The sequence below is a fragment of the Pseudomonas sp. GW822-FHT07A10 genome, assembly GCF_058798795.1.
This window is the reverse complement of sequence record NZ_JBXAKV010000015.1, coordinates 1-25756: the sequence shown is the minus strand read 5'-3', so window position 1 is coordinate 25756 and position 25756 is coordinate 1. Positions and strand designations below refer to the sequence as shown.

The 25756-nt window shown below is 60.0% G+C and carries 24 protein-coding genes; 11 read left to right on the top strand and 13 right to left on the bottom strand.

The genetic code is table 11. The features are described from left to right. Window positions 1-44: 44 nt before the first annotated feature. From hpf to AC1RL4_RS22600, 4 genes are read left to right on the top strand one after another with little or no spacing between them, the layout of a single operon-like run. The gene (gene hpf / locus AC1RL4_RS22615) at window positions 45-353 is read left to right on the top strand and encodes a ribosome hibernation-promoting factor, HPF/YfiA family (protein ID WP_007941242.1); all 309 of its coding nucleotides are present in this window, start codon (window positions 45-47) and stop codon (window positions 351-353) included. A 12-nt stretch (window positions 354-365) separates the two neighbouring features. Continuing rightward, on the top strand, window positions 366-830 hold the full coding sequence (ptsN, locus tag AC1RL4_RS22610) for a PTS IIA-like nitrogen regulatory protein PtsN (protein WP_018927208.1): 465 nt from the start codon (window positions 366-368) through the stop codon (window positions 828-830). Between the two features lie 2 nt (window positions 831-832). After that, the gene (gene rapZ / locus AC1RL4_RS22605; RefSeq protein ID WP_018927209.1) at window positions 833-1690 is read left to right on the top strand and encodes an RNase adapter RapZ; all 858 of its coding nucleotides are present in this window, start codon (window positions 833-835) and stop codon (window positions 1688-1690) included. A 15-nt stretch (window positions 1691-1705) separates the two neighbouring features. After that, the gene (locus AC1RL4_RS22600) at window positions 1706-1978 is read left to right on the top strand and encodes an HPr family phosphocarrier protein (protein WP_018927210.1); all 273 of its coding nucleotides are present in this window, start codon (window positions 1706-1708) and stop codon (window positions 1976-1978) included. A gap of 130 nt (window positions 1979-2108) precedes the next feature. On the opposite strand, the gene pmbA is transcribed toward AC1RL4_RS22600, so the two are convergent. Further along, window positions 2109-3455 (bottom strand): metalloprotease PmbA, encoded by a 1347-nt coding sequence (gene pmbA, locus AC1RL4_RS22595; protein WP_019581170.1) that lies wholly within the window; start codon window positions 3453-3455, stop codon window positions 2109-2111. 108 nt (window positions 3456-3563) lie between these two features. Between pmbA and yjgA the strand changes: the two genes are divergently transcribed. Beyond that, window positions 3564-4088, top strand: coding sequence for a ribosome biogenesis factor YjgA (gene yjgA / locus AC1RL4_RS22590; RefSeq protein WP_007941230.1), 525 nt, complete (start codon window positions 3564-3566; stop codon window positions 4086-4088). Between the two features lie 60 nt (window positions 4089-4148). On the opposite strand, the gene tldD is transcribed toward yjgA, so the two are convergent. The 8 genes from tldD to mreB all read right to left on the bottom strand — a co-directional run bounded on the left by tldD (window position 4149) and on the right by mreB (window position 15437). Beyond that, window positions 4149-5591 (bottom strand): metalloprotease TldD, encoded by a 1443-nt coding sequence (gene tldD, locus AC1RL4_RS22585; RefSeq protein ID WP_018927212.1) that lies wholly within the window; start codon window positions 5589-5591, stop codon window positions 4149-4151. Between the two features lie 12 nt (window positions 5592-5603). Next, a complete protein-coding gene (locus tag AC1RL4_RS22580; protein ID WP_026345655.1) occupies window positions 5604-6458 on the bottom strand; it encodes a carbon-nitrogen hydrolase family protein in 855 nt (284 codons plus the stop codon). A 106-nt stretch (window positions 6459-6564) separates the two neighbouring features. After that, a complete protein-coding gene (locus tag AC1RL4_RS22575) occupies window positions 6565-10368 on the bottom strand; it encodes a YhdP family protein (RefSeq protein WP_096479548.1) in 3804 nt (1267 codons plus the stop codon). 75 nt (window positions 10369-10443) lie between these two features. Further along, window positions 10444-11901, bottom strand: coding sequence for a ribonuclease G (gene rng, locus AC1RL4_RS22570; RefSeq protein WP_007941226.1), 1458 nt, complete (start codon window positions 11899-11901; stop codon window positions 10444-10446). Between the two features lie 57 nt (window positions 11902-11958). Then, the gene (locus tag AC1RL4_RS22565; protein WP_019581173.1) at window positions 11959-12555 is read right to left on the bottom strand and encodes a Maf family protein; all 597 of its coding nucleotides are present in this window, start codon (window positions 12553-12555) and stop codon (window positions 11959-11961) included. Window positions 12556-12646: 91 nt separating this feature from the next. Beyond that, window positions 12647-13138 (bottom strand): rod shape-determining protein MreD, encoded by a 492-nt coding sequence (mreD, locus tag AC1RL4_RS22560; protein ID WP_018927216.1) that lies wholly within the window; start codon window positions 13136-13138, stop codon window positions 12647-12649. Then, window positions 13138-14256, bottom strand: coding sequence for a rod shape-determining protein MreC (mreC, locus tag AC1RL4_RS22555; RefSeq protein ID WP_290371309.1), 1119 nt, complete (start codon window positions 14254-14256; stop codon window positions 13138-13140). The genes mreD and mreC overlap by 1 nt, the downstream gene beginning before the upstream one ends. 143 nt (window positions 14257-14399) lie before the next feature. After that, a complete protein-coding gene (gene mreB, locus AC1RL4_RS22550) occupies window positions 14400-15437 on the bottom strand; it encodes a rod shape-determining protein MreB (protein ID WP_002555108.1) in 1038 nt (345 codons plus the stop codon). A gap of 210 nt (window positions 15438-15647) precedes the next feature. On the opposite strand from mreB, the gene gatC reads away from it, so the two are divergent. The 6 genes from gatC (at window position 15648) to AC1RL4_RS22520 (ending at window position 20914) form a co-directional block, all read left to right on the top strand. Further along, window positions 15648-15935, top strand: coding sequence for an Asp-tRNA(Asn)/Glu-tRNA(Gln) amidotransferase subunit GatC (gene gatC / locus AC1RL4_RS22545; protein WP_007901429.1), 288 nt, complete (start codon window positions 15648-15650; stop codon window positions 15933-15935). A gap of 16 nt (window positions 15936-15951) precedes the next feature. Continuing rightward, window positions 15952-17403 carry an Asp-tRNA(Asn)/Glu-tRNA(Gln) amidotransferase subunit GatA gene (gatA, locus tag AC1RL4_RS22540; protein WP_096479547.1) on the top strand — a complete coding sequence of 484 codons (1452 nt, stop codon included), beginning with the start codon at window positions 15952-15954 and terminating at the stop codon, window positions 17401-17403. Between the two features lie 10 nt (window positions 17404-17413). Beyond that, window positions 17414-18859 carry an Asp-tRNA(Asn)/Glu-tRNA(Gln) amidotransferase subunit GatB gene (gene gatB / locus AC1RL4_RS22535; RefSeq protein ID WP_019581176.1) on the top strand — a complete coding sequence of 482 codons (1446 nt, stop codon included), beginning with the start codon at window positions 17414-17416 and terminating at the stop codon, window positions 18857-18859. Between the two features lie 191 nt (window positions 18860-19050). Then, entirely contained in the window at window positions 19051-19425 is a 375-nt protein-coding gene (locus AC1RL4_RS22530) for a septal ring lytic transglycosylase RlpA family protein (protein ID WP_007941217.1), read from the top strand. Between the two features lie 50 nt (window positions 19426-19475). Continuing rightward, the gene (locus AC1RL4_RS22525) at window positions 19476-20537 is read left to right on the top strand and encodes a calcium/sodium antiporter (protein WP_019581177.1); all 1062 of its coding nucleotides are present in this window, start codon (window positions 19476-19478) and stop codon (window positions 20535-20537) included. Further along, the gene (locus tag AC1RL4_RS22520) at window positions 20534-20914 is read left to right on the top strand and encodes a carboxymuconolactone decarboxylase family protein (protein WP_019647644.1); all 381 of its coding nucleotides are present in this window, start codon (window positions 20534-20536) and stop codon (window positions 20912-20914) included. Before AC1RL4_RS22525 ends, AC1RL4_RS22520 begins: the two co-directional genes overlap by 4 nt. A gap of 30 nt (window positions 20915-20944) precedes the next feature. On the opposite strand, the gene AC1RL4_RS22515 is transcribed toward AC1RL4_RS22520, so the two are convergent. The 4 genes from AC1RL4_RS22515 to AC1RL4_RS22500 all read right to left on the bottom strand — a co-directional run bounded on the left by AC1RL4_RS22515 (window position 20945) and on the right by AC1RL4_RS22500 (window position 25581). Then, the gene (locus AC1RL4_RS22515) at window positions 20945-21886 is read right to left on the bottom strand and encodes an AEC family transporter (protein WP_018927222.1); all 942 of its coding nucleotides are present in this window, start codon (window positions 21884-21886) and stop codon (window positions 20945-20947) included. A gap of 129 nt (window positions 21887-22015) precedes the next feature. Continuing rightward, window positions 22016-24319, bottom strand: coding sequence for a PqiB family protein (locus tag AC1RL4_RS22510; protein ID WP_019647643.1), 2304 nt, complete (start codon window positions 24317-24319; stop codon window positions 22016-22018). Continuing rightward, window positions 24312-24935, bottom strand: a complete 624-nt coding sequence (locus tag AC1RL4_RS22505; RefSeq protein ID WP_007941211.1) for a paraquat-inducible protein A — start codon at window positions 24933-24935, stop codon at window positions 24312-24314. Before AC1RL4_RS22505 ends, AC1RL4_RS22510 begins: the two co-directional genes overlap by 8 nt. After that, window positions 24922-25581: a paraquat-inducible protein A gene (locus AC1RL4_RS22500; protein WP_019581179.1), complete on the bottom strand. Its 660-nt coding sequence runs from the start codon at window positions 25579-25581 to the stop codon at window positions 24922-24924. Before AC1RL4_RS22500 ends, AC1RL4_RS22505 begins: the two co-directional genes overlap by 14 nt. Window positions 25582-25756: the final 175 nt, after the last annotated feature.

Below are 25756 nucleotides of genomic sequence, written 5' to 3'. Positions count from 1 at the left end.
ATCGGATCTACCGCTTTATGCACTGGCAACGAAGGAGAAGCTGTATGCAAGTCAACATCAGTGGACACCAACTGGAAGTGACCGAACCTCTTCGCACCTACATCGGCGAAAAACTCGAACGATTAGAGAGGCATTTCGACAAGATCACCAACGTGCAGGTCACGATGACGGTCGAGAAGCTCAAGCAGAAAATCGAAGCCACGCTGCATATTCCCGGCAATGAGGTGGTCGCTAACGCGGAACATACCGATATGTACGCAGCGATCGACGCACTGACCGACAAGCTGGATAAACAACTCAAAAAGCATAAGGAAAAGACCCAGAGCCTCCTCCAGGGCGCGACCGGTCGTTAACACTCCCAACCCATGATCCGACTTGAAAGCATCCTGACCCCCGGCCGTTCCCTGGTGAACGTGCCGGGCGGCAGTAAAAAGAAAGCCCTCGAGCAAATTGCCAACCTCATCCATCGCGAAGTGCCGGATCTGGCCATGCAGGATGTCTTCGAGAGTCTGGTCGCCCGTGAAAAACTCGGTTCCACCGGATTTGGCAACGGTATCGCCATCCCCCACTGCCGTCTCAAGGGCTGCGGATCGCCCATCAGTGCCTTGATGCACCTGGATGCACCCATCGATTTCGACGCCATCGACGGTGCCCCGGTTGACCTGCTGTTTGTACTCCTGGTCCCGGAAGCCGCCACCGATGCGCACCTGGAGCTGCTGCGCCAGATCGCCAGCATGCTTGATCGCAAGGAAGTGCGTGAAAAACTGCGCAGCGCCCCGAGCAACGAAGCCTTGTATCAGGTTGTCCTGGACGAGCAAAACGGTCACTAATCATGCGCCTGATCATCGTCAGCGGCCGCTCCGGCTCAGGTAAAAGCACTGCCCTCGATGTTCTCGAGGACAACGGTTACTACTGCATCGACAACCTGCCTGCCGGCCTGCTGCCGGAACTGGCCGAACGTGCGCTGATTCATACCGAACTGGCACAACCGCTGGTGGCCGTGTCCATCGATGCACGCAACTTGCCGAGCCACCTGTCACGGTTTCCCGAATTGCTGGAAGAAGTCCGCAGCCGGCATATCCAGTGCGATGTGCTGTATCTGGACGCCGATGAAGAGACCCTGCTCAAACGTTTTTCGGAAACCCGCCGTCGTCACCCGCTGAGCAGCGCCAATCGCTCGCTGGCGGAAGCGATAGAGGACGAAACCAATCTGCTGGGGCCGATCGCCGATCTGGCCGACCTCAAGGTCAACACCACCAATCTGAACCTGTATCAGCTGCGCGACACCATCAAGCTGCGCCTGCTGAATCAGCCGGAGCCCGGCACTGCGTTTCTGGTGGAGTCTTTCGGGTTCAAGCGTGGCATGCCGGTGGACGCCGATCTGGTGTTCGACGTGCGCTGCCTGCCTAACCCTTACTGGAAACCGGAGCTGCGGGCACAGTCCGGGCTCGATCAACCGGTGGCCGACTACCTGGCGGCGCAGCCGGATGTCGAAGAGATGTTCCAGGACATTTCCTCCTACCTGCTCAAGTGGCTGCCCCGCTTTGCCGCCAGCAACCGCGCCTATGTCACTATTGCCATTGGCTGCACCGGCGGGCATCACCGCTCTGTCTACCTGACCGAACGTCTGGGCCAGGTCCTGCAACAATCCCTGAAGAACGTCCAGGTTCGCCACCGCGACCTCAGCTAAAGGATTCACATCGCGATGCCTGCTCTGGAAATCGAAATCATCAACAAGCTGGGCCTGCATGCCCGCGCGTCTGCAAAATTCGTTGGCGTCGCCGGGCAGTTCCCTTGCCAGATCAGGGCTGGCCGTACGCCGGAAACGATGGTCGATGGCAAAAGCATCATGGCCATGATGATGCTCGCGGCCGGCAAGGGCACCAAAATCCACCTGAAAACCGAAGGTGAACAAGAGCAGGAAGCTATGGATGCACTGGTGGCGCTGATCAACAACTTCTTCGACGAAGGCGAATAAAGATCAATGGATTTCGGCTTTCGGTTGCGCCCACAGATGCGTAGGCACTGACGAAGCTGCGATATTTTGATCCAAAAAAAAAAAAGCGCCACCCGATCGGGTGGCGCTTTTTTTGTGCAGCAACCGCAGCTTAACTACCTGCCACCGTCATCCGCTCGATCAACACCGAACCTGTGCGAATGTTGCTGCGCAATTCTAGGTCATTACCGACCGCAATGATCTGCTTGAACATGTCGCGCATGTTGCCGGCAATAGTCACTTCCTGGACCGCGAACTGGATTTCGCCGTTCTCGACCCAGAAACCCGCTGCGCCACGGGAGTAATCGCCAGTGACCATGTTCAGGCCCTGCCCCATCAATTCAGTGACCAGTAGGCCACGACCCATGCGGCGCAACAGGGCCGCCTGATCTTCGTCGCCATGGGTGACGAACAGGTTGTGCACGCCGCCGGCATTGGCGGTGCTCGGCATACCCAGCTTGCGGCCGGAATAGGTGCCCAGCACGTAGGACACCAGCTCGCCGTTTTCCACGAACGGCTTGGCGTAGGTCGCCAGGCCATCGCCGTCGAAGGCAGAGCTGCCCAAAGCGCGCATCAAGTGCGGACGCTCATCGATGGTCAGCCATTCCGGGAACAGTTTCTGCCCCAGCGTGCCTTCGAGGAACGAAGACTTGCGATATAGACTGCCGCCGGAAATCGCCGAGAGGAAACTGCCGAACAAACCGCCGGCCAGTTCCGCAGAAAACAGCACCGGCACTTCGCAGGTCGGTACCGGGCGTGCGCCCAAGCGGCTCGCCGCCCGTTGCGCGGCACGCTGGCCGATGCTCTCCGGGCTGGCCAACAAATTGCCCTGCCGGTTCACGTCGTACCAGTAATCACGCTGCATCTGGCCATCGGCCTCGGCGATCATCACGCAGCTGAGGCTGTGACGGGTCGAGGCGTAACCGCCGATAAAACCGTGGCTGTTGCCGTACACACGGCAACCCTGATGAGTGCTGAGGGTGGTGCCGTCGGCGTTCTTGATCCGACTGTCGGCGGCAAACGCCGCCGCTTCACAAGCAAGGGCCTGCTCGATGGCTCGCTCCGGCGTGATACTCCATTGATGGAACAGGTCGAAATCCTGCAGCTCCTTGGCCATCAGCGCGGCATCCGCCAAGCCTGCGGCTTCGTCTTCAGACGTGTGCTTGGCAATCGCCAGTGCAGCAGCGACGGTTTCGCGAATCGCTTCCGAACCGCTGGCCGAGGTGCTGGCCGAGCCTTTGCGCTGCCCTACATACAGGGTAATACCGAAGCCCTGATCGCGATTGAACTCAACGGTTTCGACTTCCCGCTGACGCACCGTGGTCGACAGGCCCTGCTCCAGCGACACAGCCACTTCACAGGCACTGGCGCCCTGGCGCTTGGCTTCAGCAATGATCTGCTCGACTTGCTCTTGCAGTGCCGGCAACGCTTGTGGGCCGACGCTTTCAACTGCACTCATGCTGTTCTCCACTCAAATTCTGCTTTCGGTAACGGTCATCGAGCGACCGGGCCGGACAAGCGGCCCCCGACTGGTTATCATGGCGGCGTTTCTTTGCGGACGGCCACCATGGTTGATTCTTACGACGACTCCCTCGATACGGGAGAAAAAAGCAAATCCCAGGTCAAACGCGAGCTGCATGCTCTGGTTGACCTCGGCGAGCGCCTTACAACACTCAAGCCTGACCTGCTGGCAAAACTGCCGTTGACCGACGCTTTGCGCCGGGCTCTGGCCGATGCGCCCAAGCACACCGCGAACATCGCGCGTAAACGGCACCTTCAGTTTATCGGCAAGCTGATGCGCGATCAGGACACTGGCGCCATTCTCACTCTGCTCGATCAACTCGATGCCTCCACCCGGCAGTACAACGAACGTTTCCACGGCCTGGAACGCTGGCGCGATCGCTTGATCGCAGGCGACGACGCCGTCCTGGAGAAGTTCGTCGTTGATTACCCGGAGGCCGATCGTCAACAATTGCGCTCCCTGATCCGTCAGGCCCAGCACGAACTGGCGACCAACAAGCCACCGGCTTCGAGCCGTAAAATCTTCAAGTACATCCGTGAGCTGGACGAGACTCAACGCGGTTTGCGTTAAGTCCCGAATCGGGTGAGTTGCCTCGCAACTCACCCGAAGCTTCACTTTTTCAAGAGCCCCTTACGATCCTGTGCCACCCACGGTGATCGCATCGATTTTCAGCGTTGGCTGGCCGACACCCACCGGCACCGACTGCCCATCCTTGCCACACGTTCCCACACCGCTGTCCAGCGCCAGATCGTTACCGACCATCGACACCCGGCTCATGGCTTCCGGCCCGTTGCCGATCAACGTCGCGCCTTTGACCGGAGCGGTAATCTTGCCGTCTTCGATCAGGTACGCCTCGCTGGTGGAGAACACAAACTTGCCACTGGTGATGTCCACCTGACCGCCGCCCAGGTTGGCGCAGTAGATGCCTTTTTTCACCGAGGCGATGATTTCTGCCGGGTCGCTTTCGCCACCGAGCATGTAAGTGTTGGTCATGCGCGGCATCGGCAGGTGCGCGTAGGATTCACGACGACCGTTACCGGTGCGGGCCACGCCCATCAGGCGCGCGTTGAGCTTGTCCTGCATATAACCTTTGAGCACGCCGTTTTCGATCAGCGTGGTGCACTCGGTCGGCGTGCCTTCGTCGTCGACGCTCAGTGAACCTCGGCGGCCGGCGAGGGTGCCGTCATCGACGATGGTGCAAAGCTTCGATGCAACCATCTCGCCCATGCGCCCGCTGTAGGCCGAACTGCCCTTGCGGTTGAAATCGCCTTCCAGACCATGACCGACGGCTTCGTGCAGCAACACACCAGACCAACCCGACCCCAACACCACCGGCAACGTACCGGCCGGCGCCGGGATGGCTTCCAGGTTCACCAGCGCCTGACGCAACGCTTCGCGGGCATAGCCCATGGCGCGGTCTTCGCTGAGGAAATAGCGGTAATCGGTACGACCGCCACCGCCATGTCCGCCGCGCTCACGGCGACCGTTCTGCTCGACGATCACACTGACGTTGAAACGCACCAGCGGCCGCACATCCGCCGCCAGGCCGCCGTCGGTGGAGGCGATCAGAATTCGCTCCCAGACCCCGGCCATGCTCACGGTGACTTGCTGGATACGCGGGTCGAGGGCGCGGGTCGCCACATCGATGCGCTTGAGCAGCTCGACTTTCTCGGCGCGAGTCATCACTTCCAGCGGGTTGTCCGGCCCATATAACTGGGCGACATCCTGGGTAGTGAACGCCTGCACGGTGCCATTCTGCCCGGCCCGGGAGATCGAACGGGCCGCACGGGCCGCCGCGCCCAGCGCTTCGAGGGTGATCGCATTGCTGTAGGCGAAACCGGTTTTTTCTCCCGATTGCGCACGCACGCCGACACCCTGGTCGAGGTTGAAGCTGCCTTCCTTGACGATCCCGTCTTCCAGCGCCCAAGACTCGGAAATCTGCCCTTGGAAATACAGGTCGGCGGCATCGATGCCCGGGCCGGCGAGATCGCCGAGCACACCTTGCAGGCTCTCGATCGTTACGCCGCCGGGCGCCAGGAGGTGCTCACTGACAGAGGACAACAACTCGCTCATATGCTTTACGCCTTAAATTCGTCGTTCTGATGCAGGTCGCTGGGCGCCCTGCGAGAAAAAGCGCCGGTGAGTGGACACCGGCATCCGCGCCCTGATGGACGCCTGTTCGCTGCTGTCGCGTTCGGCCAGCAGCACGGCCTCGCCCTGATCCTGTTGTGCCAGCACACGCCCCCATGGGTCGATTATCGCGGCATGACCAAAGGTTTCTCTCGGTCCCGGATGAGTGCCACCCTGGGCGGCCGCGAGCACGTAACATTGAGTCTCGATGGCCCGCGCACGAATCAGCACGTCCCAATGGGCCGCGCCGGTCACCGCGGTAAAGGCCGACGGGGCGGTAATCAATTCCGCGCCGGCGGCACGCAATTCGCTGTACAGCTCCGGGAAGCGCAAGTCGTAACACACCGTCAGGCCGACTCGACCGACCGGCGTATCGGCAACCACCACGCCACTGCCATAAGCATAGTCATCGGATTCGCGATAACGCCCGCGATTGTCCGCCACGTCCACGTCGAACAGGTGCAGCTTGTCGTACCGCGCCACGGTCTCGCCCTGATCATCGACCAGTAACGAGCACGCATGCGCTTTGGCTGTCGGTTGATCCGCCGGCGGCAACGGCAACGTGCCAGCCACTATCCATAACTTGAGGTCGCGGGCGGTCTGTTTCAACCACGGCAGGATCGGGCCTTCGCCCAGCGCTTCGGCGCGGCCAATGTCGGCAATGTCGCGACGGCCCATTGCAGCGAAGTTTTCCGGCAGCACGGCAAGCCGCGCGCCACCGGACGCCGCTTGCTCAAGCAGACGACGGGCCTGGGCCAGATTGGCCAGCACGTCGCTCTGGCTGACCATTTGAATAACTGCTACAGACATGGCCATTTCCTTATCTGGAATCAACACATACCTGTAGGAGCCGCCTGCGGCAGCTCCTACAGGGGACTTACGGCCATGCTACTCCATAGGCTTGGAAAGTGGCTTTTCAAAAAGGCTTGTCGAAGGTGATTTTCGGCTCTTTCCACGGCCCCTTGACCGTGTATCTGACGCTGGCAAAGCGCGCCACGCGGTCACCGATCAGTTTATCGATCAGGAACAGTGCCCCGCCGACGGCCGGAGCACCGACGATCAGCGCGGCAATTGGCAGATTGTTGGTCACCGGCAAAGTCACCAGCAACTTGGCATCGACCTGATCAGCCACCAGGTCCAGAGTGCCGTTGAGCTCCAGATTGCTCGACGGACCGGTCAGCCGGATCGGCTCACGGGTCACGTAGACCCCGTTACTCGCGACCAGCAAACCTTTGACCCGGTCATAGCTCAAGCCTTTGCCGAACAGGTCGGAAAAGTCCAGGCGCAAGCGGCGGCCAATGGAGTTGAAGTTGAGCAGCCCAAATACCCGTAGAGCCTGGGCGCTGCCCTCGACTTCAACAAACTGACCTTTATTGAGCGACGCATCAAGGCTGCCGGAGAAGCGCTTGGTGGCCAGCCACGCCGGTGAGCCAGGCCAGCGACCGTCGACATCCATGTGAAACTCTTCGCTGGTGACGCTCGGCGCAAAGCCCCAGCCCTTGAGCACGTCGGCGAGGTTCTTGCCACTGACCCGGCCCTTGTACCAACTGCTGGAATTGCCAGGTGTGCCTTCCCAACCGCCGTTGCCCTGCAGGAAGATGCCCTTGAGGCCCATATCCAGGGAGTTGAGGGCAATGCCCTTGCCGGTCGGGCGAACTTTCAATAGCCAGGCGCCCACCAAGTCCTGCCCCTGGAACAGTTGATTGATGGTGATATCCAGCGCCGGGATTTTCGTCGGGTCCACAGTGGCCAGCGGATCCGGCGAATTCTCGTCGGCCAGCACCGTCGGGTCTGGGGCCGGCAAACGTACGTATTGCAGATTGATCGCAATCGGTGTGGCTTTGGCATCGGGAATACCGACGGTGCCCTTGGCCTGCTGACTGTCGAGTTGCAGCGCCCAGGCGGCCGGCTTGCGCGTCAACTGCACCGACGCCTGATCAAGGGTGGTGCCGAAACCGCTGAGCTTGCCAACCTTGAAATCCGCGCCGCTGAGCAATTGCTTGGCGCTGCCGCCTGGATCCTGGCCAGCATACTTGCTGACAAGATCCTGCCAGGGAGACACATCCAGCTCGGACAGTACACCGCGCACGCGCAGGCCTTTGTTGCCGGGCAGCACAGCATCACCACCGCCGAGAAACAACTCACCGCGACCGTCGACGAAATTGCCGGTCGGAGCCGCAAACGTGAAGTTCGCCAGCTCACCGTAGTTGACCCAGTAACGCCGCTCCGGTCCTTGCAGGGTCATGCGGAACACGGTGTCGCGGCCGACATCCGCCGCCATGCCGAACGGCGCCGGCAAATCCACCGCCACGCCTTTGAGATTGGAGCTGACGATCAATTGGCTGTCGGCGCCATCAAGGTTCAGTTGCAGCTGATAAGGGACTACACCAGACACCGGCAGCGGCTGAGTGACGTTCAGCCACTCGGTGAGTTTCTTGACTTCGACTTGACCCGCCGCGGTGACCCGAGTGTTGAGCTTGCCCGCACTGCCATCGGCAAAAATCTGCGCGGTCACGGGTTTGTCGAACGCTCGCGCGGTGATCTTTTGCCCACTCAAACCCTTGGCGCTGTCGAAGCGGAAGTCGCCCTTGAGTTGTGTCAGTTCCAGGATGGGCTCGCGAAGTTTCAAGCGAGCCTTGTCGGTCTTGAAGTCGACGAGGATTTTCGGTTGCTCACCTTTGACCAGCGGGATATCCAGGTTGAGCTTGCCTTGCAGATCGCCCTCGCCCTCCCAGCCGGCGAACGTGTCGGCGGTGCCGATGGGTGCTTCCTGCAGAATCTTCAGGCCATCGCCCAACCCGCCAGCAAACCCGCCATCGAGGAACAGGTGGGGACTCTGTCCGGCAGGCACATGGGGAATATTGACGTAGACGTCGTTGACCTGGGTGTCGAGCAATTGGCCCTTGTCCGCGAGAATCCGCACGCCGCTGTCTTCGATGAACACATCGCCGCTGACCTTGCTGACATGCGGCCAACCCGGTTGAAACGCGAGCTCGGCATCGTGAACCTTGAAAAACAGGCTGATGCTGCGAGCCGTTTCCGGGGCGCCATGGTTCAGCGATCCCTGGTACTGGAAGAAACCTTCATCCACCGCGCCTTTGAGAATCGCCGTACGCAGCCATTCGTCCAGCGCCGGGCTCAACACGGCCGGCAGGTACTTGGCGGTGTAGCGACCGTCGCCCTCGACCAGGCCGACCCGCAGGTCCATGTAGTCTTCCTGGGTGTGATCGAAATGCAGGCGAATCAGGAAGTCGCCGGCAATCTTGCCCTCTTCGCCCAGCACCTTCAGGTACGGCGCGATCAGGGTGAAACCTTCTTTATCGAGCTTCCAGGTCAACCGCGCATTGGCCTGAATGTACTGCCATGGCTTGGCGAAAATCGGGTCCAGGTGCAGGGAGAAATCCTTGCTGTCCATGCGCAACTCGCCCTGCCCGAGATCGCCGCTGATGCTGCCACTGACGTTTCGCGCCGCCGGTGCACCGTGATAGGCGTCGAAGCCGACCCGCTCCAGATTGGCGGCAAAGCTGAATTTGCTGTCATCGGTAGCCGCGGGGCGCAAGTCGATCAGCACGTTGCGCAATACCCCGGTGACCTTGAGCCGCTCGACGGCCGTAGCGACACCTTCCGGAAGCGGCCCCAACGCGTTCAGCAACGGGGTGAGCGGCGTGAGGTCGATGCGGTCGGCTTGCAGATGCAAGAGCTCCGGCGTTGTGTCGGTCGCCGCCGTTTGTTGAAATTGCAGTTTCGATTCCCAGCGGGTTTCACCCAGGCTCATCGCCAGAGAATCCAGGGTGACCTGGACGCCTGTGGAGCTGCGCTGGAAATAGCCGTTAAGCGCCAGATTGTTGATCTGGATCGGCTTGCGCTCGGCGTAGGCGCCCTTGAGTTGCGGTGCGTTCAAACGGATCGCGGCGCTTTGCAGGGCGCCCTCGCTCCAGTTTACCCAGAGCTCGCCACCGGCCTTTATCTCGGAGAAATTCCATTGTTGGGTCAGGCGCTCGGGCAACCATTTCGACCAATCGCTTTGCGGCAGGCTCAAGTAAGCCTCAACCTCGCCGTCCTGCCACTGGCTGGCGCGGATACGGGTGCGCAGGCTCATCGCAACCGGCTGGCCGTCGGGCAGGGTCAAACGGGCGTCGATGCGCTGACGCGAGACACCGGTTCTCAGATTGAGGCCAACGTAGGTCAGAGTCAGTGGCGGCTGATCCAGTGGCTGCAAGGTCACCTGGCTGTCGAGCACCGACAATTGCTGGACCATCTGCATACGATTGAACAACTGCTCCGGGTCCAGCGGCTGATCCTGCCGCACCGGCAATCCTTCCAGCGCCCAATGACCGTCCTCGCCTTCCTTGAGGCTGATCTTCAGGCCGTTGAGCTCCAGATGCGCGACGCGTATTTCGCGCGCCAGCAGGCTGGCCCAGATATCCGGCACCGCGCGCACCTGGTCCAGGCGCAAGGCATTGGAGCCTTCGCCCACCATCACGTCATGAGCCAGCAGAACCGGGGCGAAGCCGCTCCAGTTGCCCTCCAGTTCGCCGATGTGCAGCGGCATGCCCAAGGCGGCGCTGGCTTTGGTTTCGACATCGGCACGGTATTCGGCCACCAGCGGTGTCAGCTCCCGGCCGAGACTGACGAACAGCGCCATCAACACCAAAACCAACGCGCACAGGCCCAGACCCCAGCGGGTCAATGCGGCCAAAATGCGTGTCAGACCGTCCATGTCAGTTGGCTCCCATGGCAAAAATACTGCAAAAAGCTGAGGCCAGCCGTTCTAGTGGATTTGAAATACAACGCTTCAGAGCAGCACCACGTCGTATTGTTCCTGGGAATACATGGTTTCTACCTGAAACCGAATGGTGCGCCCGATAAACCCTTCGAGCTCGGCGACGTTGCCTGACTCTTCATCGAGCAAGCGGTCGACCACTTTCTGGTTCGCCAGCACGCGATAGCCTTCGGCCTGATAGGCACGGGCCTCACGCAGAATTTCGCGGAAGATCTCGTAGCAGACGGTTTCCGGGGTCTTGAGCTTGCCGCGACCCTGGCAGCTGCTGCACGGCTCGCACAGCACTTGCTCGAGACTTTCGCGGGTGCGCTTGCGGGTCATCTGCACCAGGCCCAGCTCGGTGATGCCGATGATGTTGGTCTTGGCGTGATCGCGCTCCAGTTGCTTCTCGAGGGTGCGCAACACCTGACGCTGATGCTCTTCATCTTCCATGTCGATGAAGTCGATGATGATGATCCCGCCCAGGTTGCGCAGACGCAGTTGACGGGCAATGGCGGTGGCGGCTTCGAGGTTGGTCTTGAAGATGGTTTCTTCGAGATTGCGATGACCGACGAAGGCTCCGGTGTTGACGTCGATGGTGCTCATGGCTTCCGCCGGGTCGACCACCAGATAGCCGCCGGACTTGAGCGGCACTTTGCGCTCCAGGGCTTTCTGGATTTCGTCTTCTACGCCATACAGGTCGAAAATCGGCCGTTCGCCCGGATAATGCTCCAGACGGTCAGCGATTTCCGGCATCAGTTCGGCGACGAACTGTGTGGTTTTCTGGAAGGTTTCCCGGGAGTCGATGCGGATCTTTTCGATCTTCGGGCTCACCAGGTCGCGCAAGGTGCGCAACGCCAGGCCGAGGTCTTCGTAGATCACACTCGGCGCGCTGATGGTTTTGATCTGGGCGTTGATCTGGTCCCAAAGCCTGCGCAGGTAGCGGATATCCATGAGGATTTCATCGGCTCCGGCCCCTTCGGCAGCGGTACGCAGAATGAAACCCCCGGCTTCCTTGATACCCTCTTTCTCCACGCAGTCGGTGACCACTTGCTTGAGGCGTTCGCGCTCGGCTTCGTCTTCGATCTTCAGGGAAATACCGACGTGGGCAGTGCGCGGCATGTACACCAGATAGCGCGACGGGATCGACAGTTGCGTGGTCAGGCGTGCGCCTTTGGAGCCGATCGGGTCCTTGGTGACTTGCACCACCAGGCTTTGGCCTTCGTGAACCAGCGAGCTGATGCTCTCCACCGCAGGGCCTTCGCGCAGGGAAATTTCCGAGGCGTGAATGAATGCGGCGCGGTCCAGCCCGATATCGACGAAGGCGGCCTGCATGCCCGGCAATACCCGCACGACCTTGCCTTTGTAGATGTTGCCGACGATCCCGCGCTTTTGCGTGCGTTCGACATGGACCTCTTGCAGAACACCGTTTTCGACCACCGCCACGCGTGATTCCATCGGCGTGATGTTGATCAGGATCTCTTCACTCATGGCAGGGTCTCGTTCAGGCATGTTCACGATAATGGCCGCATCTTGTCAGTACGACGCTCAGTGCGCGTTAAGGGTTTGCCAACAGGGTATGCCGAAATGGCCGAGTAGTTCTGCGGTTTCGCACAGCGGCAAACCGACCACCGCCGAGTAGCTGCCATTGAGCCCGGCGACGAACACCGCCCCCAGCCCTTGAATCCCGTAGCCGCCCGCCTTGTCCCGGGGTTCGCCGCTGGCCCAATAGGCCGCCGCTTCATCGCGGCCGATGGTGCGAAAACGCACCAGACTGCGCACCACCAGAGACTCGCAACGTTCACCATCGTGCACCGCAATCGCCGTCAGCACTTCATGCTCACACCCGGACAACAGCATAAGCATGGCGCACGCTTCGGCTTCATCCACCGGTTTGCCGAGAATTTTACCGTCCAGCACCACGGCAGTGTCGGCGCCCAGCACGCAGAAATCCGCGTCGGACACGATCGCCCCGCGCCCGACCTCAGCCTTGCCGCGCGCCAGACGCTCGACATAGGCCGATGGGGACTCTTCAGGGAAAGGGGTTTCGTCGATGTCCGCGCTGATGGCGGTGAACGGCACGCCGATCTGCGTGAGCAGTTCACGCCGACGCGGCGAGCCTGAGGCGAGGTACAGCTGTTTCATCAAGACATCTCCCTGTCTAGTGCCCTGTCTCACGAATACTGTTCCTTTTTGGCGAGACAGGGCACCGGGTGCGAGCACATGCCTGACCGAATTAATTAATTTTGTAGCGTCGACGCAAACCGCGCAAACCGAAGCTGATCCAAGGCCAGAGCAACGCACTGACCAGTGCCGGCAACACCAGCGCCAGGGTCGGCTGACGATTACCGGTCAGGGCGCTCAGCCACAACTGAACCAGTTGGGCGAGGCCGAAGATCACCAGGATCACCAGGCTCTGTTGCCACATCGGGAACATGCGCAGGCGCTGTTGCAGCGACAGCACCAGGAACGTAATGAGCGTGAGGATCAACGCGTTCTGGCCCAGCAACGTGCCATACAGCACGTCTTCGGCCAACCCCAGGCACCAGGCGGTGACCATGCCGACTTTATGCGGCAGGGCCAACGCCCAGAAGGCCAACAGCAACGCCAGCCACAAAGGACGCAGGATTTCCATGAATTGCGGCAGCGGTGAAACGCTGAGCAACATGCCGATGGCGAACGTCAGCCAGACCATCCAGCCGTTTCGGGAGGAAGTTGCACCGCCCATTATTCTGTTCCCCCAGTGGTGGCCGGCGCAGCGACAGGCGGTTTGGCAGCAGGCTTCACGGCCGCAGGTTTGGGTTTGGTGGCCGTCGCCGTCGCGGATGGCTTGGCGGCAGCAGGATGGGACGCGGCAGGTTTGACTGGGGTCGCGGCGGCAGGTGCGGCAGCCGGAGTTGTAGCGGCAGCCGGTACCACCGACGCGGCCGGTTTCGGCACAGTTGCAGGAATGATCGGGCCGCCACCCTGCCGGTCCAGAGCCTCTTGAGCCTGGGCGGCTTCGTTGGCGCGCTCCTCGGCTGTGCGACCATCACTGAACACCAACAGCAAATAACGACTGCGGTTCAGCGCGGCAGTCGGCACCGCACGCACGATGGCAAACGGTTGACCGGAATCGTGGATCACTTCCTTGACCGTCGCCACCGGGTAACCCGCTGGGAAACGCTGACCGAGGCCGGAGCTGACCAGCAGATCGCCTTCTTTAATGTCGGCGGTATCGGCCACATGACGCAGCTCAAGGCGTTCCGGGTTGCCGGTGCCGCTGGCAATCGCCCGCAGACCGTTACGGTTCACCTGCACCGGAATGCTGTGGGTGGTGTCGGTCAGCAACAGTACGCGAGAGGTGTACGGCATCAACTCGACCACCTGCCCCATCAGGCCACGGGCATCGAGCACCGGCTGACCGAGGATCACACCGTCGCGCTCACCTTTATTGATGATGATGCGATGGGTAAAGGGGTTGGGGTCCATGCCGATCAACTCGGCTACTTCGACCTTCTCGTTGACCAGCGCGGAAGAGTTGAGCAACTCGCGCAGCCGAACGTTCTGCTCGGTGAGGGCGGCAAGCTTTTGCATGCGACCCTGCAACAGCAGGTTTTCGGTTTTGAGTTTTTCGTTTTCGGCGACCAGCTCGGTCCGGCTGCCGAATTGGCTGGCCACACCTTGCCATAGCCGCTGTGGCAGGTCGGTGATCCAGTAAGACTGCATCAGCACCAGCGACATTTGGCTACGCACTGGCTTGAGCAGTGTGAAGCGGGCATCGACCACCATCAGCGCGACCGATAGCACGACCAGCACCAACAAGCGCACGCCCAGTGAGGGGCCTTTGGTGAAAAGCGGTTTAATAAGCCGCTCCTCCCAGGCAAATGTTCTCTTTATTCATACGGCATCAAACCGGCCTGGATGCAGACTGACAGAAGATAAACGCCAACAGGCAGCACTGCAAAGTGCTGCCTGCGGGCTCACCAGCATAGATGCATCGGGCGAGATCACTCGCTCGACAGCAGGTCCATGGTGTGTTTATCCATCATTTCCAATGCACGGCCACCGCCGCGAGCAACGCAGGTCAGCGGGTCTTCGGCGACGATCACCGGCAGACCGGTTTCCTGGGCCAGCAACTTGTCGAGGTCGCGCAGCAAAGCGCCACCGCCGGTCAGTACCAGACCACGCTCGGCGATATCGGAAGCCAGTTCCGGAGGCGATTGCTCCAGCGCACTTTTCACTGCCTGAACGATGGTGGCCAGCGACTCTTGCAGAGCTTCCAGCACTTCGTTGGAGTTCAGGGTGAATGCGCGTGGAACGCCTTCGGCCAGGTTACGACCACGAACGTCGACTTCACGAACTTCGCCGCCCGGGTAGGCCGTACCGATTTCCTGTTTGATGCGCTCGGCGGTGGATTCGCCGATCAGGCTGCCGTAGTTGCGACGCACGTAGGTGATGATCGCTTCGTCGAAGCGGTCGCCGCCAACCCGTACGGATTCGGCATAGACCACACCGTTGAGGGAGATCAGCGCGATTTCAGTGGTACCGCCACCGATATCGACAACCATCGAACCGCGAGCTTCTTCAACCGGCAGGCCGGCACCGATCGCAGCAGCCATTGGCTCTTCGATCAGGAACACTTCACGGGCGCCGGCACCGAGGGCCGACTCACGGATGGCACGACGCTCAACCTGGGTGGATTTGCATGGAACGCAGATCAGCACACGAGGGCTAGGCTGCAAAAAGCTGTTTTCGTGAACCTTGTTGATAAAGTACTGCAGCATTTTTTCGCAAACGCTGAAGTCGGCGATCACGCCGTCCTTCATCGGACGAATGGCTGCAATATTGCCCGGCGTACGACCGAGCATGCGCTTGGCCTCGGTGCCGACAGCAACGACACTTTTCTGGTTACCGTGTGTCCGAATAGCCACAACCGATGGCTCATTCAGGACGATACCGCGCTCGCGCACGTAAATAAGGGTGTTGGCAGTGCCCAGGTCAATGGAAAGATCGCTGGAAAACATGCCACGCAGTTTCTTGAACATGGGAAAGGGACCCTAGGCAACGCGTGGGTAAAAAAGTGCGGCAAACTCTAACAACGACAGGGATTTTGGGCAAGGCGCCAATATGTTAAATTGGCTGCTTTTCTGTGCACCAAGCACCACAATCGCGGCCTTGAGACCGTAGATATGCGGTAGTGTTCCGACAATCTAACACACGGACGCGGTCCGTTTTGTTTTCCACTGGAGAATCCCATGGCGCTTGAACGCTCCGACGTGGAAAAAATCGCTCATCTGGCCTGCCTTGGCCTCAATGATGCCGATCTTCCACACATCACTTCGGCCCTGAACAGCATTCTCGGGCTGGTCGACGAAATGCAAGCGGTCAATACCGACGGTATCGAGCCGCTGGCCCATCCACTGGAAGCCAGCCAGCGCCTGCGTGCAGACGTAGTGACCGAGACCAATCATCGCGAGGCCTATCAGTCCATCGCACCAGCGGTCGAAAACGGCCTGTACCTGGTTCCGAAAGTCATCGACTAAAGGGAAAGAGCCTGCAATGCATCAATTGACTCTGGCCGAGATCGCCCGCGGACTCGCCGACAAAAAGTTTTCCTCCGAAGAGCTGACCAAAGTCCTGCTGGCGCGCATCGCCCAGCTCGACCCGCAGCTCAACAGTTTCATCAGCCTCACCGAAGACCTGGCGCTGCAGCAGGCGAAAGCCGCTGACGCTCGTCGCGCCAACGGTGAGAGCGGCGCCCTGCTCGGCGCGCCGATCGCCCACAAAGACCTGTTCTGCACCCAGGGCATCCGCACCAGCTGCGGCTCGAAGATGCTCGACAACTTCAAGGCACCGTATGACGCCACCGTGGTCGCCAAACTGGCCGCTGCCGGGACCGTGACCCTGGGCAAGACCAACATGGACGAATTCGCCATGGGGTCGGCCAACGAGTCGAGCTACTACGGCCCGGTGAAAAACCCGTGGAACCTGGAATGTGTTCCAGGTGGTTCGTCCGGTGGTTCGGCGGCTGCGGTAGCCGCTCGTCTGTTGCCAGCAGCGACAGCCACCGACACTGGCGGTTCGATCCGACAACCGGCAGCCTTTACCAACCTCACCGGCCTGAAACCGACGTACGGTCGTGTTTCGCGCTGGGGCATGATCGCCTACGCATCCAGCCTCGATCAGGGCGGCCCGCTGGCCCGTACCGCCGAAGACTGCGCGATCCTGCTGCAAGGCATGGCCGGCTTCGACCCGCAGGACTCCACCAGCATCGACGAGCCCGTGCCTGATTACAGCGCCGGCCTCAACGGTTCGCTACAAGGCCTGCGCATCGGCGTGCCGAAGGAATACTTCAGCGCAGGCCTGGACCCACGCATCGCCGACCTGATCATGTCCAGCGTTGAAGAGCTGAAAAAGCTCGGCGCCGTGATCAAGGAAATCAGCCTGCCGAATATGCAGCACGCGATTCCTGCGTACTACGTGATCGCCCCGGCGGAAGCGTCCTCCAACCTGTCGCGTTTCGACGGCGTACGTTTCGGCTATCGCTGCGAGGACCCGAAAAACCTGGAAGACCTGTACAAGCGTTCCCGTGGCGAAGGTTTCGGCCCGGAAGTGCAACGCCGGATCATGGTCGGCGCCTATGCGTTGTCGGCCGGTTACTACGACGCCTACTATTTGAAGGCGCAGAAGATCCGTCGTCTGATCAAGAACGACTTCATGGCTGCCTTCAATGAGGTCGACATCATCCTCGGCCCAACCACGCCGAACCCGGCCTGGAAGCTCGGCGCCAAGAACAACGACCCGGTCGCCGCGTATCTGGAAGACGTCTACACCATCACCGCCAACCTCGCCGGTCTGCCGGGCTTGTCCATGCCAGCAGGTTTTGTCGATGGCCTGCCGGTCGGCGTGCAACTGCTCGCCCCGTATTTCCAGGAAGGTCGCCTGTTGAACGTTGCCCATCAGTATCAGCAAAACACTGACTGGCACACCCGCACCCCAACCGGCTTCTGAGGAGAAACACATGCAATGGGAAGTCGTGATCGGGCTGGAGATTCATACCCAGCTCACCACCCGGTCGAAAATCTTTTCCGGTAGTTCCACCACGTTCGGTTCCGAGCCGAACACCCAGGCCAGCCTGGTTGACCTCGGCATGCCCGGCGTATTGCCGGTGCTGAACCAGGAAGCGGTGCGCATGGCGGTGATGTTCGGCCTGGCCATCGATGCCGAGATCGGTCAGCACAACGTGTTCGCCCGCAAAAACTACTTCTACCCGGACCTGCCCAAGGGCTACCAGATCAGCCAGATGGAATTGCCGATCGTCGGCAAGGGCCACCTGGACATCGCCCTCGAAGACGGTACCGTCAAACGCGTCGGCATCACTCGCGCACACCTGGAAGAAGACGCCGGTAAAAGCCTGCACGAAGAATTCAGCGGCGCCACCGGCATCGACCTGAACCGCGCCGGCACGCCGCTGCTGGAAATCGTTTCCGAGCCAGACATGCGCAGCGCCAAGGAAGCCGTGGCTTACGTCAAGGCGATCCACGCGCTGGTACGTTATCTGGGCATCTGCGACGGCAACATGGCCGAAGGCTCGCTGCGTTGCGACTGCAACGTGTCGATCCGTCCGAAAGGCCAGGCCGAGTTCGGTACACGCTGCGAGATCAAGAACGTCAACTCGTTCCGCTTCATCGAGAAGGCGATCAACAGCGAAGTGCAACGCCAGATCGAACTGATCGAAGACGGCGGCAAAGTGATCCAGCAGACTCGCCTGTACGATCCGAACAAGGACGAAACCCGTCCGATGCGCAGCAAAGAGGAAGCCAACGATTACCGTTACTTCCCCGACCCGGACCTGCTGCCGGTGGTCATCGAGGACTCGTTCCTCAACGAGGTGCGCGCCACCCTGCCGGAACTGCCGCCGCAGAAACGCGAGCGTTTCCAGCAGCAGTTCGGTTTGTCGGTGTATGACGCCAGCGTCCTGGCCACCAGCCGCGAACAAGCCGATTACTTCGAGAAAGTCGTGAGCATCAGTGGCGACGCCAAACTGGCGGCCAACTGGGTCATGGTTGAACTGGGCAGTCTGTTGAACAAGCAAGGCCTGGATATCGAGCAGTCGCCGGTTTCGGCCGAGCAACTGGGCGGCATGCTGTTGCGCATCAAGGACAACACTATCTCCGGCAAGATCGCCAAAGTGGTGTTTGAAGCCATGGCCAACGGCGAAGGCAGCGCGGACGAAATCATCGACAAGCGCGGCCTCAAGCAAGTGACCGACACCGGCGCGATCTCGGCAGTACTGGACGAAATGCTCGCGGCCAACGCTGAACAGGTCGAACAGTACCGCGCGGCAGACGAAGCCAAACGCGGCAAGATGTTCGGCTTCTTCGTCGGCCAGGCCATGAAAGCCTCCAAAGGCAAGGCCAACCCGCAACAGGTCAACGAACTGCTTAAAAGCAAGCTCGAAGGCTGATGAGAATGGAGCCAGCTCTCAATATTGGCTCCATTCCTTGTGGCGAGGAAGCTTGCTCCCGCTGGTCTGCGAAGCAGGCCCAAATCGGCAACCGCACTCTTTCAGCGAGAATGCATCAGCCGATTTTGCGACCGTTTCTTGGTCGAGCGAGAGCAAGCTCCCTCGCCACACTTATTTTGGGAGCCGTCCAAATGAAACGTCTGCTCAGCGCTTGCGCCCTGCTCTCTCTACTGGCCGGTTGTGCCAGTACCGACACCATCGATCCACACGGCTACGACAAGACCGGCACGGCTTCGTATTACGGCGCCAAGCACCATGGCAAACGCACCGCCAGCGGTGAGCGCTTCAACCAGCATGGCCTGACCGCCGCCCATCGCCAGTTGCCATTCGGCACCCGGGTGAAGATTACCAACCTGAATAACGACAGATCCTGCGTGGTACGCATCAACGACCGCGGGCCGTATTCTCGCGGGCGCCTGATCGACGTGTCCCGTGAAGCGGCCGAACAGTTGGGCATGCTGCGCAGTGGCACCGCGAAGGTTCGCGTGCAAGCCCTCGACGACTGATAGATGGAGCGCTGACTATTTTCGGACTGGCCGATTTACCCCTGATCAGCGTGATTGAATTGCTCTGCGGTCTGTTTTTACTGATCGCCGGCGCCGAACTGATGGTGCGCGCCGCGGTACGCCTGGCCGCGCGCCTGCATGTGCGGCCACTGATCATCGGCCTGACCATCGTGGCCCTCGGTAGCAGCGCGCCGCAGATGGCGGTCAGCCTGCAAGCCACCTTGGCGCAAAACGCCGACATCGCCGTCGGCAGCGTGATCGGCAGCAGCATCTTCAACATCCTCGTCACCCTCGGGCTCTCCGCACTGATTATTCCGCTACGGGTTTCACGGCAATTGGTGCGCCTGGATATTCCACTGATGATCGGCGCCAGCCTGCTGGTGTCCGTACTGGCGTGGAATGAAGAACTGACTCGGGTCGACGGCGTGATCCTGCTGACAGCGCTGGCGCTGTATCTGGGCTTGCTACTGCGTCAGTCACGGCACTCGTCCCGTCCGCCATCGGGGGCTCATGAAGCGCCGCAGGCACCGTGGTTCAGCAGTCTGCTGATGATTGTCGCCGGGTTGGCAATGCTGGTGTTCGCCGGGCACTTGCTGCTCGGCGCCGCGGTGGCAGTCGCGACCGACCTGGGGTTGTCGGAGCGGATCATCGGCCTGACCATCGTCGCCGTCAGCACCTCCCTGCCGGAACTGGCCACTTCGTTGATCGCCGCGCTGCGCGGTCAGCGGGACATCGCGGTGGGCAACGTGATCGGCAGCAACCTGTTCAACCTCTTGGGCGTGCTCGGGCTGACCGCATTGATCGCGCCATCACCACTGTCGGTCTCGCCCAACGCGCTGGATTTCGATTTGCCGGTGATGCTCGGAGTCGCGGTGCTGTGCCTGCCGGTGTTCTATTCCGGCTACCGGGTGACCCGCGCCGAAGGCCTGCTGTTTTTGGGCTTGTACCTGGCCTATGGGCTGCACGTGGTGTCGTTCACCACGGGCATGCCGCTGGCCGGCAAGCTTGAACACCTGATGCTGTTTTTCGTTCTGCCGGCGCTGGTGGCGTTTTTGCTGTTCACCTCGCTTCGCGCCTGGCGTCGCCAACACCACAAGAGGGAATTGCCATGAGCACTGATAAGAAGCCTGGGGTTGAAATCCGCCGCCAAGTGATGGGCGACGCGTTCGTCGACCGCGCCCTGGGCAACGCCACCGAATTCACCCAGCCGTTGCAGGACTTCGTCAATGAGCATGCCTGGGGCGGCGTGTGGAACCGTGAAGGTTTGTCGCTGAAAACCCGCAGCCTGATCACTCTCGCTGCGCTGACCGCGTTGAAGTGCCCGCAAGAATTGAAAGGCCATGTGCGCGGTGCGTTGAACAACGGCTGCACGGTGGAAGAGATTCGCGAAGCGCTGCTGCATTGCGCGGTGTATGCCGGTGTGCCGGCGGCGATCGATGCATTTCGGGCGGCGCAGGAAGTGATCGACACCTATCAGAAGCCGGAGTAGGCGACCTGAAGAACGCCGCAAATCCCGAGGCTAAATCCACCCACCCCACTGCAACAAAAAGATCCCGATGTTGGTGGTGACCGCCGCCATCAGTGTAGTAATCACGATGATCGCCGCCGCCAGTTCATGATTGCCATTGGCCTGCCGGGCCATGACGAAACTGGCCGCGGCGGTCGGGCTGCCGAAGTACAGAAACAGAATCCCCAACTCCGCCCCACGAAAGCCCCAGAGCCAGGCGCCGAGTGTCGCCAGCACCGGCAGGCCGATCATCTTCACCAGACTTGAACTCAGCGCCATCGTGCCGCTTTTGCGCATTGCCGCCAGCGACAACGTGCCACCGATGCAGATCAATGCCAATGGCAAGGTGGTTTGCGCCAAATATTGACCGGACCTCTCCAGCCATCCCGGCAAGCCGATCTGGAACCAGGCAAATGGTGCGGCTGCAATCACACTGATGACCAGCGGATTGGCCATCACACTTTTGCAGATGCTCCACGGATCAGACTTGATCACCGGGCTGTAGACCGCCAGCACAATGGTTGAGAGCGTGTTGTAAAACAGGATCACCAGCGCCGCGAGAATCGCCCCAAGGGAAATGCCATAGTCGCCGTACATGCTCGCCGCCAGGGCCAGGCCGATTACCCCGTTATTGCCGCGAAACGCGCCTTGGGTGTAAATTCCCCGATCTTCCCGCGGGCATTTCCAGATCGCCCAACCCCAGGCAATTGCAAAGCACATCAGGGTCGCGACCGAGAAATAGATCAGCAGCGCCGGTTGCAACGCAGCGTGCAGGTCGGCATGCAAGATGCCCAGAAACAGCAACGCCGGCATGGTGACATTGAACACCAGGGCCGACGCAGTATGGATGAAGTTGTCGTTGATCCAGTCGATGCGCTTGAGCAGCACACCCAGAAACAGCATGGCAAACACCGGCGCAGTGATGTTCAGGGTTTCGAGGAAAATAGCCAGCATGCCGGGGGAACCTTGGGTGGGCGTCGTTAGGGGGCTAATGATAAGCCACCGGAGACGTCGGCGTCTGGTAGACCGTCTTCGCGGGCTTGCCCGCGAAGACGTCCTGATAAACGCCAAATTAACCTCGGGTTACTTACCGATAGAAATCTTCGGCGCCCAAGTCAGCCATTCATCTTCAAACTTGTCGAACAGCGGGAACGTTTGTTCAGGCCGCGCCGGGACACCCATGCGGTCGCCATCCGGTGTGGCAAAGGCGATACCGCCCTGGATCAGCGTCTCCAGCGATTCGGTGCGTATGGTTGCGCCTTTGAACAAGCCGTAGTCAAAACCAAAACCACTGGTGTTCCAGAACCGCGTGCCACTGCGTACCAATGGCGCGTACTTCGGCTCGATCAGGATGTGTACCAACACTCGATCCGCCGTCTGCCCCAATTCATAGCCAGTCACCTTGCCTACCGTGATTTCGCGATAGGTGACGGGTACACCGGTCTTCAGCGAACCTCGACGAGCAGCACTCAATACCAGGCTCAAACCGGCCTCTTCCTTGGCGGTTTCCGGAGGATTGGTCAGCGCTACGAAGTCCTTTTGCGGACCGAGATTCTTCGGCGCCGGTTGCACTTCGATGTACTGCCCGGTCACCAGTGTCTCAAGGTTGGACGTCTTGATCAGACCCAATTCAGGTTTGACCACCCAGAACTGACTGCCCACCCGAGCGATACGCTCCGGCACTTCCGTGATTCGCGCAGTCAGCAGCACCGATTGCAGGTCGTCGCTGAGGTCAACGTCTTCGACCTTGCCGACGTCGAGGCCTTTGAACCGGATCGGCGTGCCCGTGCGCAGACCATCGGCGCGATCGACCTTGATGGTCACCACGGTGCCTTTCTGGTTTGCCTCTTCATGACTGGCGAACAGACGGAAACGTGGAATGCGCTTCCGCAACGGCGCTTTGGCTTCTGGGGTTTCGAAAGCAATGCCGCCAGCCATCAGGCTTTGCAACGACTCACTTTTGACCTGGATGCCACCGGTCAGCCCACCTGTCAGCGTAATACCGCTGGCATTCCAGAAGCGCGTCGAGGCGTTGACCAGCCCCTCGTACTCCTTCTCGATGTGCACACCGATCACCAGCTGTTTTTTAGTGCGAGAGAACTGGTAGCTCTGCACCGAACCCACCTTGACCTGCTTGTAGAGAATCGGACTGCCGACTTCCAGTGAGCCGAGGTTTTCGGTGAACAGCACCAGATGCAGGCCCGGCGAACGCAGATCCAGCGGCGGCGCCTTGGCCCGCGCTTCGAACTCGCGCTGCGGTGCGCCCCCCTTGTCGCCAGGGCGCACGGCGATGTAGTTACCTTTGACCAATGCTTCCAGACCGGTGATACCAGCCAGCGAAATCGATGGTTTGACCACCCAGAACTGCGTGCCGGTGACCAGGTAATCCTCAGCCAATGGGTCGAGCGTCAGCTCGGCGGTTGCACTGGAGAGGTCCGGGTCAATCTTGAGCGCCTTCAGATTGCCGACCTGAATGCCTTTGTACATCACCGGTGTACGACCGGCCTGCAGGCCTTCGAAATCGCTAAGTTTGACCTTGACCCGAATACCGGCGGCGGCTGCATCGAAGTCTTCATAGAGACGGAACGGCAGGCTTGGGTCGGTGGGCGGGCTGTCCTTACGGTTTTCCGGTGTAGCAAATGCAATACCACCAGCGACTATGCTGGCGAGGGACTCGCTACGCACTTTCACACCGGACAGGTTGGCATCGATGCTGATGCCGCTGGCATTCCAGAAACGCGTGTGTTTGCGTACCAGGCTGGCATAGGTCGGTTCGATGAAGACTTTGAGTTCAACGGTGTTCTGGTCCGCGGACAGCAAATAGCTTTTGATCTGACCGACCTGGATCTGCTTGTAGAACACCGGGCTGCCGCGATTCAGCGAACCAAGACGATCAGCCTTGATGGTCAGGTGCAGACCAGGCTTGGCGTCCGACAGCGGCGGCTCTTCGGCCAGGGCCTTGAACTTGCGGGTCGGCTCGCCCTCTCCCGGGCTGACAGCCACATAGTTACCCGAGACCAGCGTCTCCAGGCCCGTGATACCGGCCAGGGTTACGCTCGGCTTGACCAGCCAGAAACGCGTGCTGGTTCTGAGGTATTGCTCCACGTCCTTATTCATCTCGATAGTGGCGATCACGCCTTTGGCGCTGCCTTCGTCATCGAGTGTGAGGGCTTTCACCTTACCGACCGACATACCTTTGTAAACGACTTCGGTCTTGTTGGCCTGAATACCTTCGCCGCTTTCGAAGCGCACATGGATCTCAATGCCTGTCTCGCTATAGGCACGCCAGGCGAGCCAACCACCAATGAGCAAGGCGATAAGAGGCAATACCCAGATGGCAGACCAGTTAGAGGCCGGTCGGGTTTTCGCTGTAGGCAAATCAGTCATGGTCGTCGTCCGACTCCGTGTTATCCCAAATCAGTCGGGGATCGAAAGTTACTGCGGCAAGCATCGTCAGAATCACCACACTGGCGAAGGCGATGGCGCCAAGATTGGCTTCGACGCTGGCAAGCCGTCCGAAATTCACAACCGCCACCAGGATGGCGATCACAAAAATATCGAGCATCGACCAGCGGCCGATGAACTCGATAAAGCGGTACATCCATATACGTTGGCGTGCGGAGAGTGGCTGGCGCCGCTGCACCGAAAACAGCAGCAACCCGATACCCACCAGTTTGAACGTAGGAACCAGAATACTGGCGATAAAAACCACAGCCGCGATTGGAATCATTCCGTGCTGAACCAGTTGGATCACGCCGGACATGATGGTGCTCGGATCGCCCTGCCCCAGGGAACTGACGGTCATGATCGGCAGCACATTGGCCGGGATATAAATAATCGCAGCAGTGACCAGCAGCGCCCAGGTACGCATCAGGCTGTTCGGTCGGCGCGCATGAACCAACGCACCACAGCGGGTGCAGACCTGCTCGTCAGTGCCGGCTTCCTGCTTGTTCAACTCGTGGCATTCGGCACAAATCAGAATGCCCGCATCAATCGCCCGCATGGGCATCTTCTCCTGATAATGCCTGCCAGATCTGGTGCGGCGACATCACCACTTCCAGCCAGACCTGGACCAACAACAAACTGATAAAGCACGCCAGACCAAGACCTACGGTAATCGCCGCCATATCGGCCAATTTGACGATCGCGACCAGCACGCCCATGAGGTAAACCTCAAGCATCCCCCAATCCCGAAGATGGTGATAAATGCGGTAGAGCAGCAAACCGTAGCTGCGTCCGATATTGAATCGGATACTCAGCAGCACCACCAATTGGCAGAGCAGCTTGAGCAGCGGAATCCCCATGCTGCAGAGAAATACGACTGCTGCTACGCCCTGCATACCGGTATCGAACAAACCGAGAACACCGCTCCAGACAGTGTCATTCGATGACTGCCCGAGTAGATGGAGCTGCATGATGGGTAAAAAGTTCGCGGGGATATACAACAACAGTGCGGCAATGACCAAGGCGAGACTGCGCTGCACGACATTGTGCCGATGGGCATACAGCTCATAACCGCAGCGTGGACAAATGGCCTTCTCACCATGGGCGAGTTCAGGCTTGCGCATCAGCAAGTCGCACTCATGACACGCCACCAAACCGTCCAGTGGTAAATCTGACAGCCCAGGGGCGTCAACCGGATCTGGCATAAAGGCTCTGGCTCCAAAAAAGTTGGACCTATTCTAGTGTCCTGACTCGAAAATAACTGTGCAATTTTGTGTTGCTAGCGAAGTAGACTTTTTCTGCAGGCAAAACAAAACCCCTACCTGCATACGCAGATAGGGGTTTCGGAATTTAATCTTGACGATGACCTACTCTCACATG

What these genes read in the sequence shown, in the direction of transcription:
- mreD (WP_018927216.1), bottom strand. Translation starts at nt 13,138, where the DNA reads ATGGGCGGTGCAACTTCCTCCCGAAACGGCTGGATGGTCTGGCTGACG.
- gatB (WP_019581176.1), top strand. Translation starts at nt 17,414, where the DNA reads ATGCAATGGGAAGTCGTGATCGGGCTGGAGATTCATACCCAGCTCACC.
- rapZ (WP_018927209.1), top strand. Translation starts at nt 833, where the DNA reads ATGCGCCTGATCATCGTCAGCGGCCGCTCCGGCTCAGGTAAAAGCACT.
- AC1RL4_RS22500 (WP_019581179.1), bottom strand. Translation starts at nt 25,581, where the DNA reads ATGCCAGATCCGGTTGACGCCCCTGGGCTGTCAGATTTACCACTGGAC.
- AC1RL4_RS22575 (WP_096479548.1), bottom strand. Translation starts at nt 10,368, where the DNA reads ATGGACGGTCTGACACGCATTTTGGCCGCATTGACCCGCTGGGGTCTG.
- pmbA (WP_019581170.1), bottom strand. Translation starts at nt 3,455, where the DNA reads ATGAGTGCAGTTGAAAGCGTCGGCCCACAAGCGTTGCCGGCACTGCAA.
- AC1RL4_RS22520 (WP_019647644.1), top strand. Translation starts at nt 20,534, where the DNA reads ATGAGCACTGATAAGAAGCCTGGGGTTGAAATCCGCCGCCAAGTGATG.
- ptsN (WP_018927208.1), top strand. Translation starts at nt 366, where the DNA reads ATGATCCGACTTGAAAGCATCCTGACCCCCGGCCGTTCCCTGGTGAAC.
- rng (WP_007941226.1), bottom strand. Translation starts at nt 11,901, where the DNA reads ATGAGTGAAGAGATCCTGATCAACATCACGCCGATGGAATCACGCGTG.
- AC1RL4_RS22580 (WP_026345655.1), bottom strand. Translation starts at nt 6,458, where the DNA reads ATGTCTGTAGCAGTTATTCAAATGGTCAGCCAGAGCGACGTGCTGGCC.
- yjgA (WP_007941230.1), top strand. Translation starts at nt 3,564, where the DNA reads ATGGTTGATTCTTACGACGACTCCCTCGATACGGGAGAAAAAAGCAAA.
- AC1RL4_RS22505 (WP_007941211.1), bottom strand. Translation starts at nt 24,935, where the DNA reads ATGCGGGCGATTGATGCGGGCATTCTGATTTGTGCCGAATGCCACGAG.
- AC1RL4_RS22515 (WP_018927222.1), bottom strand. Translation starts at nt 21,886, where the DNA reads ATGCTGGCTATTTTCCTCGAAACCCTGAACATCACTGCGCCGGTGTTT.
- gatC (WP_007901429.1), top strand. Translation starts at nt 15,648, where the DNA reads ATGGCGCTTGAACGCTCCGACGTGGAAAAAATCGCTCATCTGGCCTGC.
- tldD (WP_018927212.1), bottom strand. Translation starts at nt 5,591, where the DNA reads ATGAGCGAGTTGTTGTCCTCTGTCAGTGAGCACCTCCTGGCGCCCGGC.
- gatA (WP_096479547.1), top strand. Translation starts at nt 15,952, where the DNA reads ATGCATCAATTGACTCTGGCCGAGATCGCCCGCGGACTCGCCGACAAA.
- hpf (WP_007941242.1), top strand. Translation starts at nt 45, where the DNA reads ATGCAAGTCAACATCAGTGGACACCAACTGGAAGTGACCGAACCTCTT.
- AC1RL4_RS22565 (WP_019581173.1), bottom strand. Translation starts at nt 12,555, where the DNA reads ATGAAACAGCTGTACCTCGCCTCAGGCTCGCCGCGTCGGCGTGAACTG.
- AC1RL4_RS22530 (WP_007941217.1), top strand. Translation starts at nt 19,051, where the DNA reads ATGAAACGTCTGCTCAGCGCTTGCGCCCTGCTCTCTCTACTGGCCGGT.
- mreB (WP_002555108.1), bottom strand. Translation starts at nt 15,437, where the DNA reads ATGTTCAAGAAACTGCGTGGCATGTTTTCCAGCGATCTTTCCATTGAC.
- AC1RL4_RS22600 (WP_018927210.1), top strand. Translation starts at nt 1,706, where the DNA reads ATGCCTGCTCTGGAAATCGAAATCATCAACAAGCTGGGCCTGCATGCC.
- AC1RL4_RS22510 (WP_019647643.1), bottom strand. Translation starts at nt 24,319, where the DNA reads ATGACTGATTTGCCTACAGCGAAAACCCGACCGGCCTCTAACTGGTCT.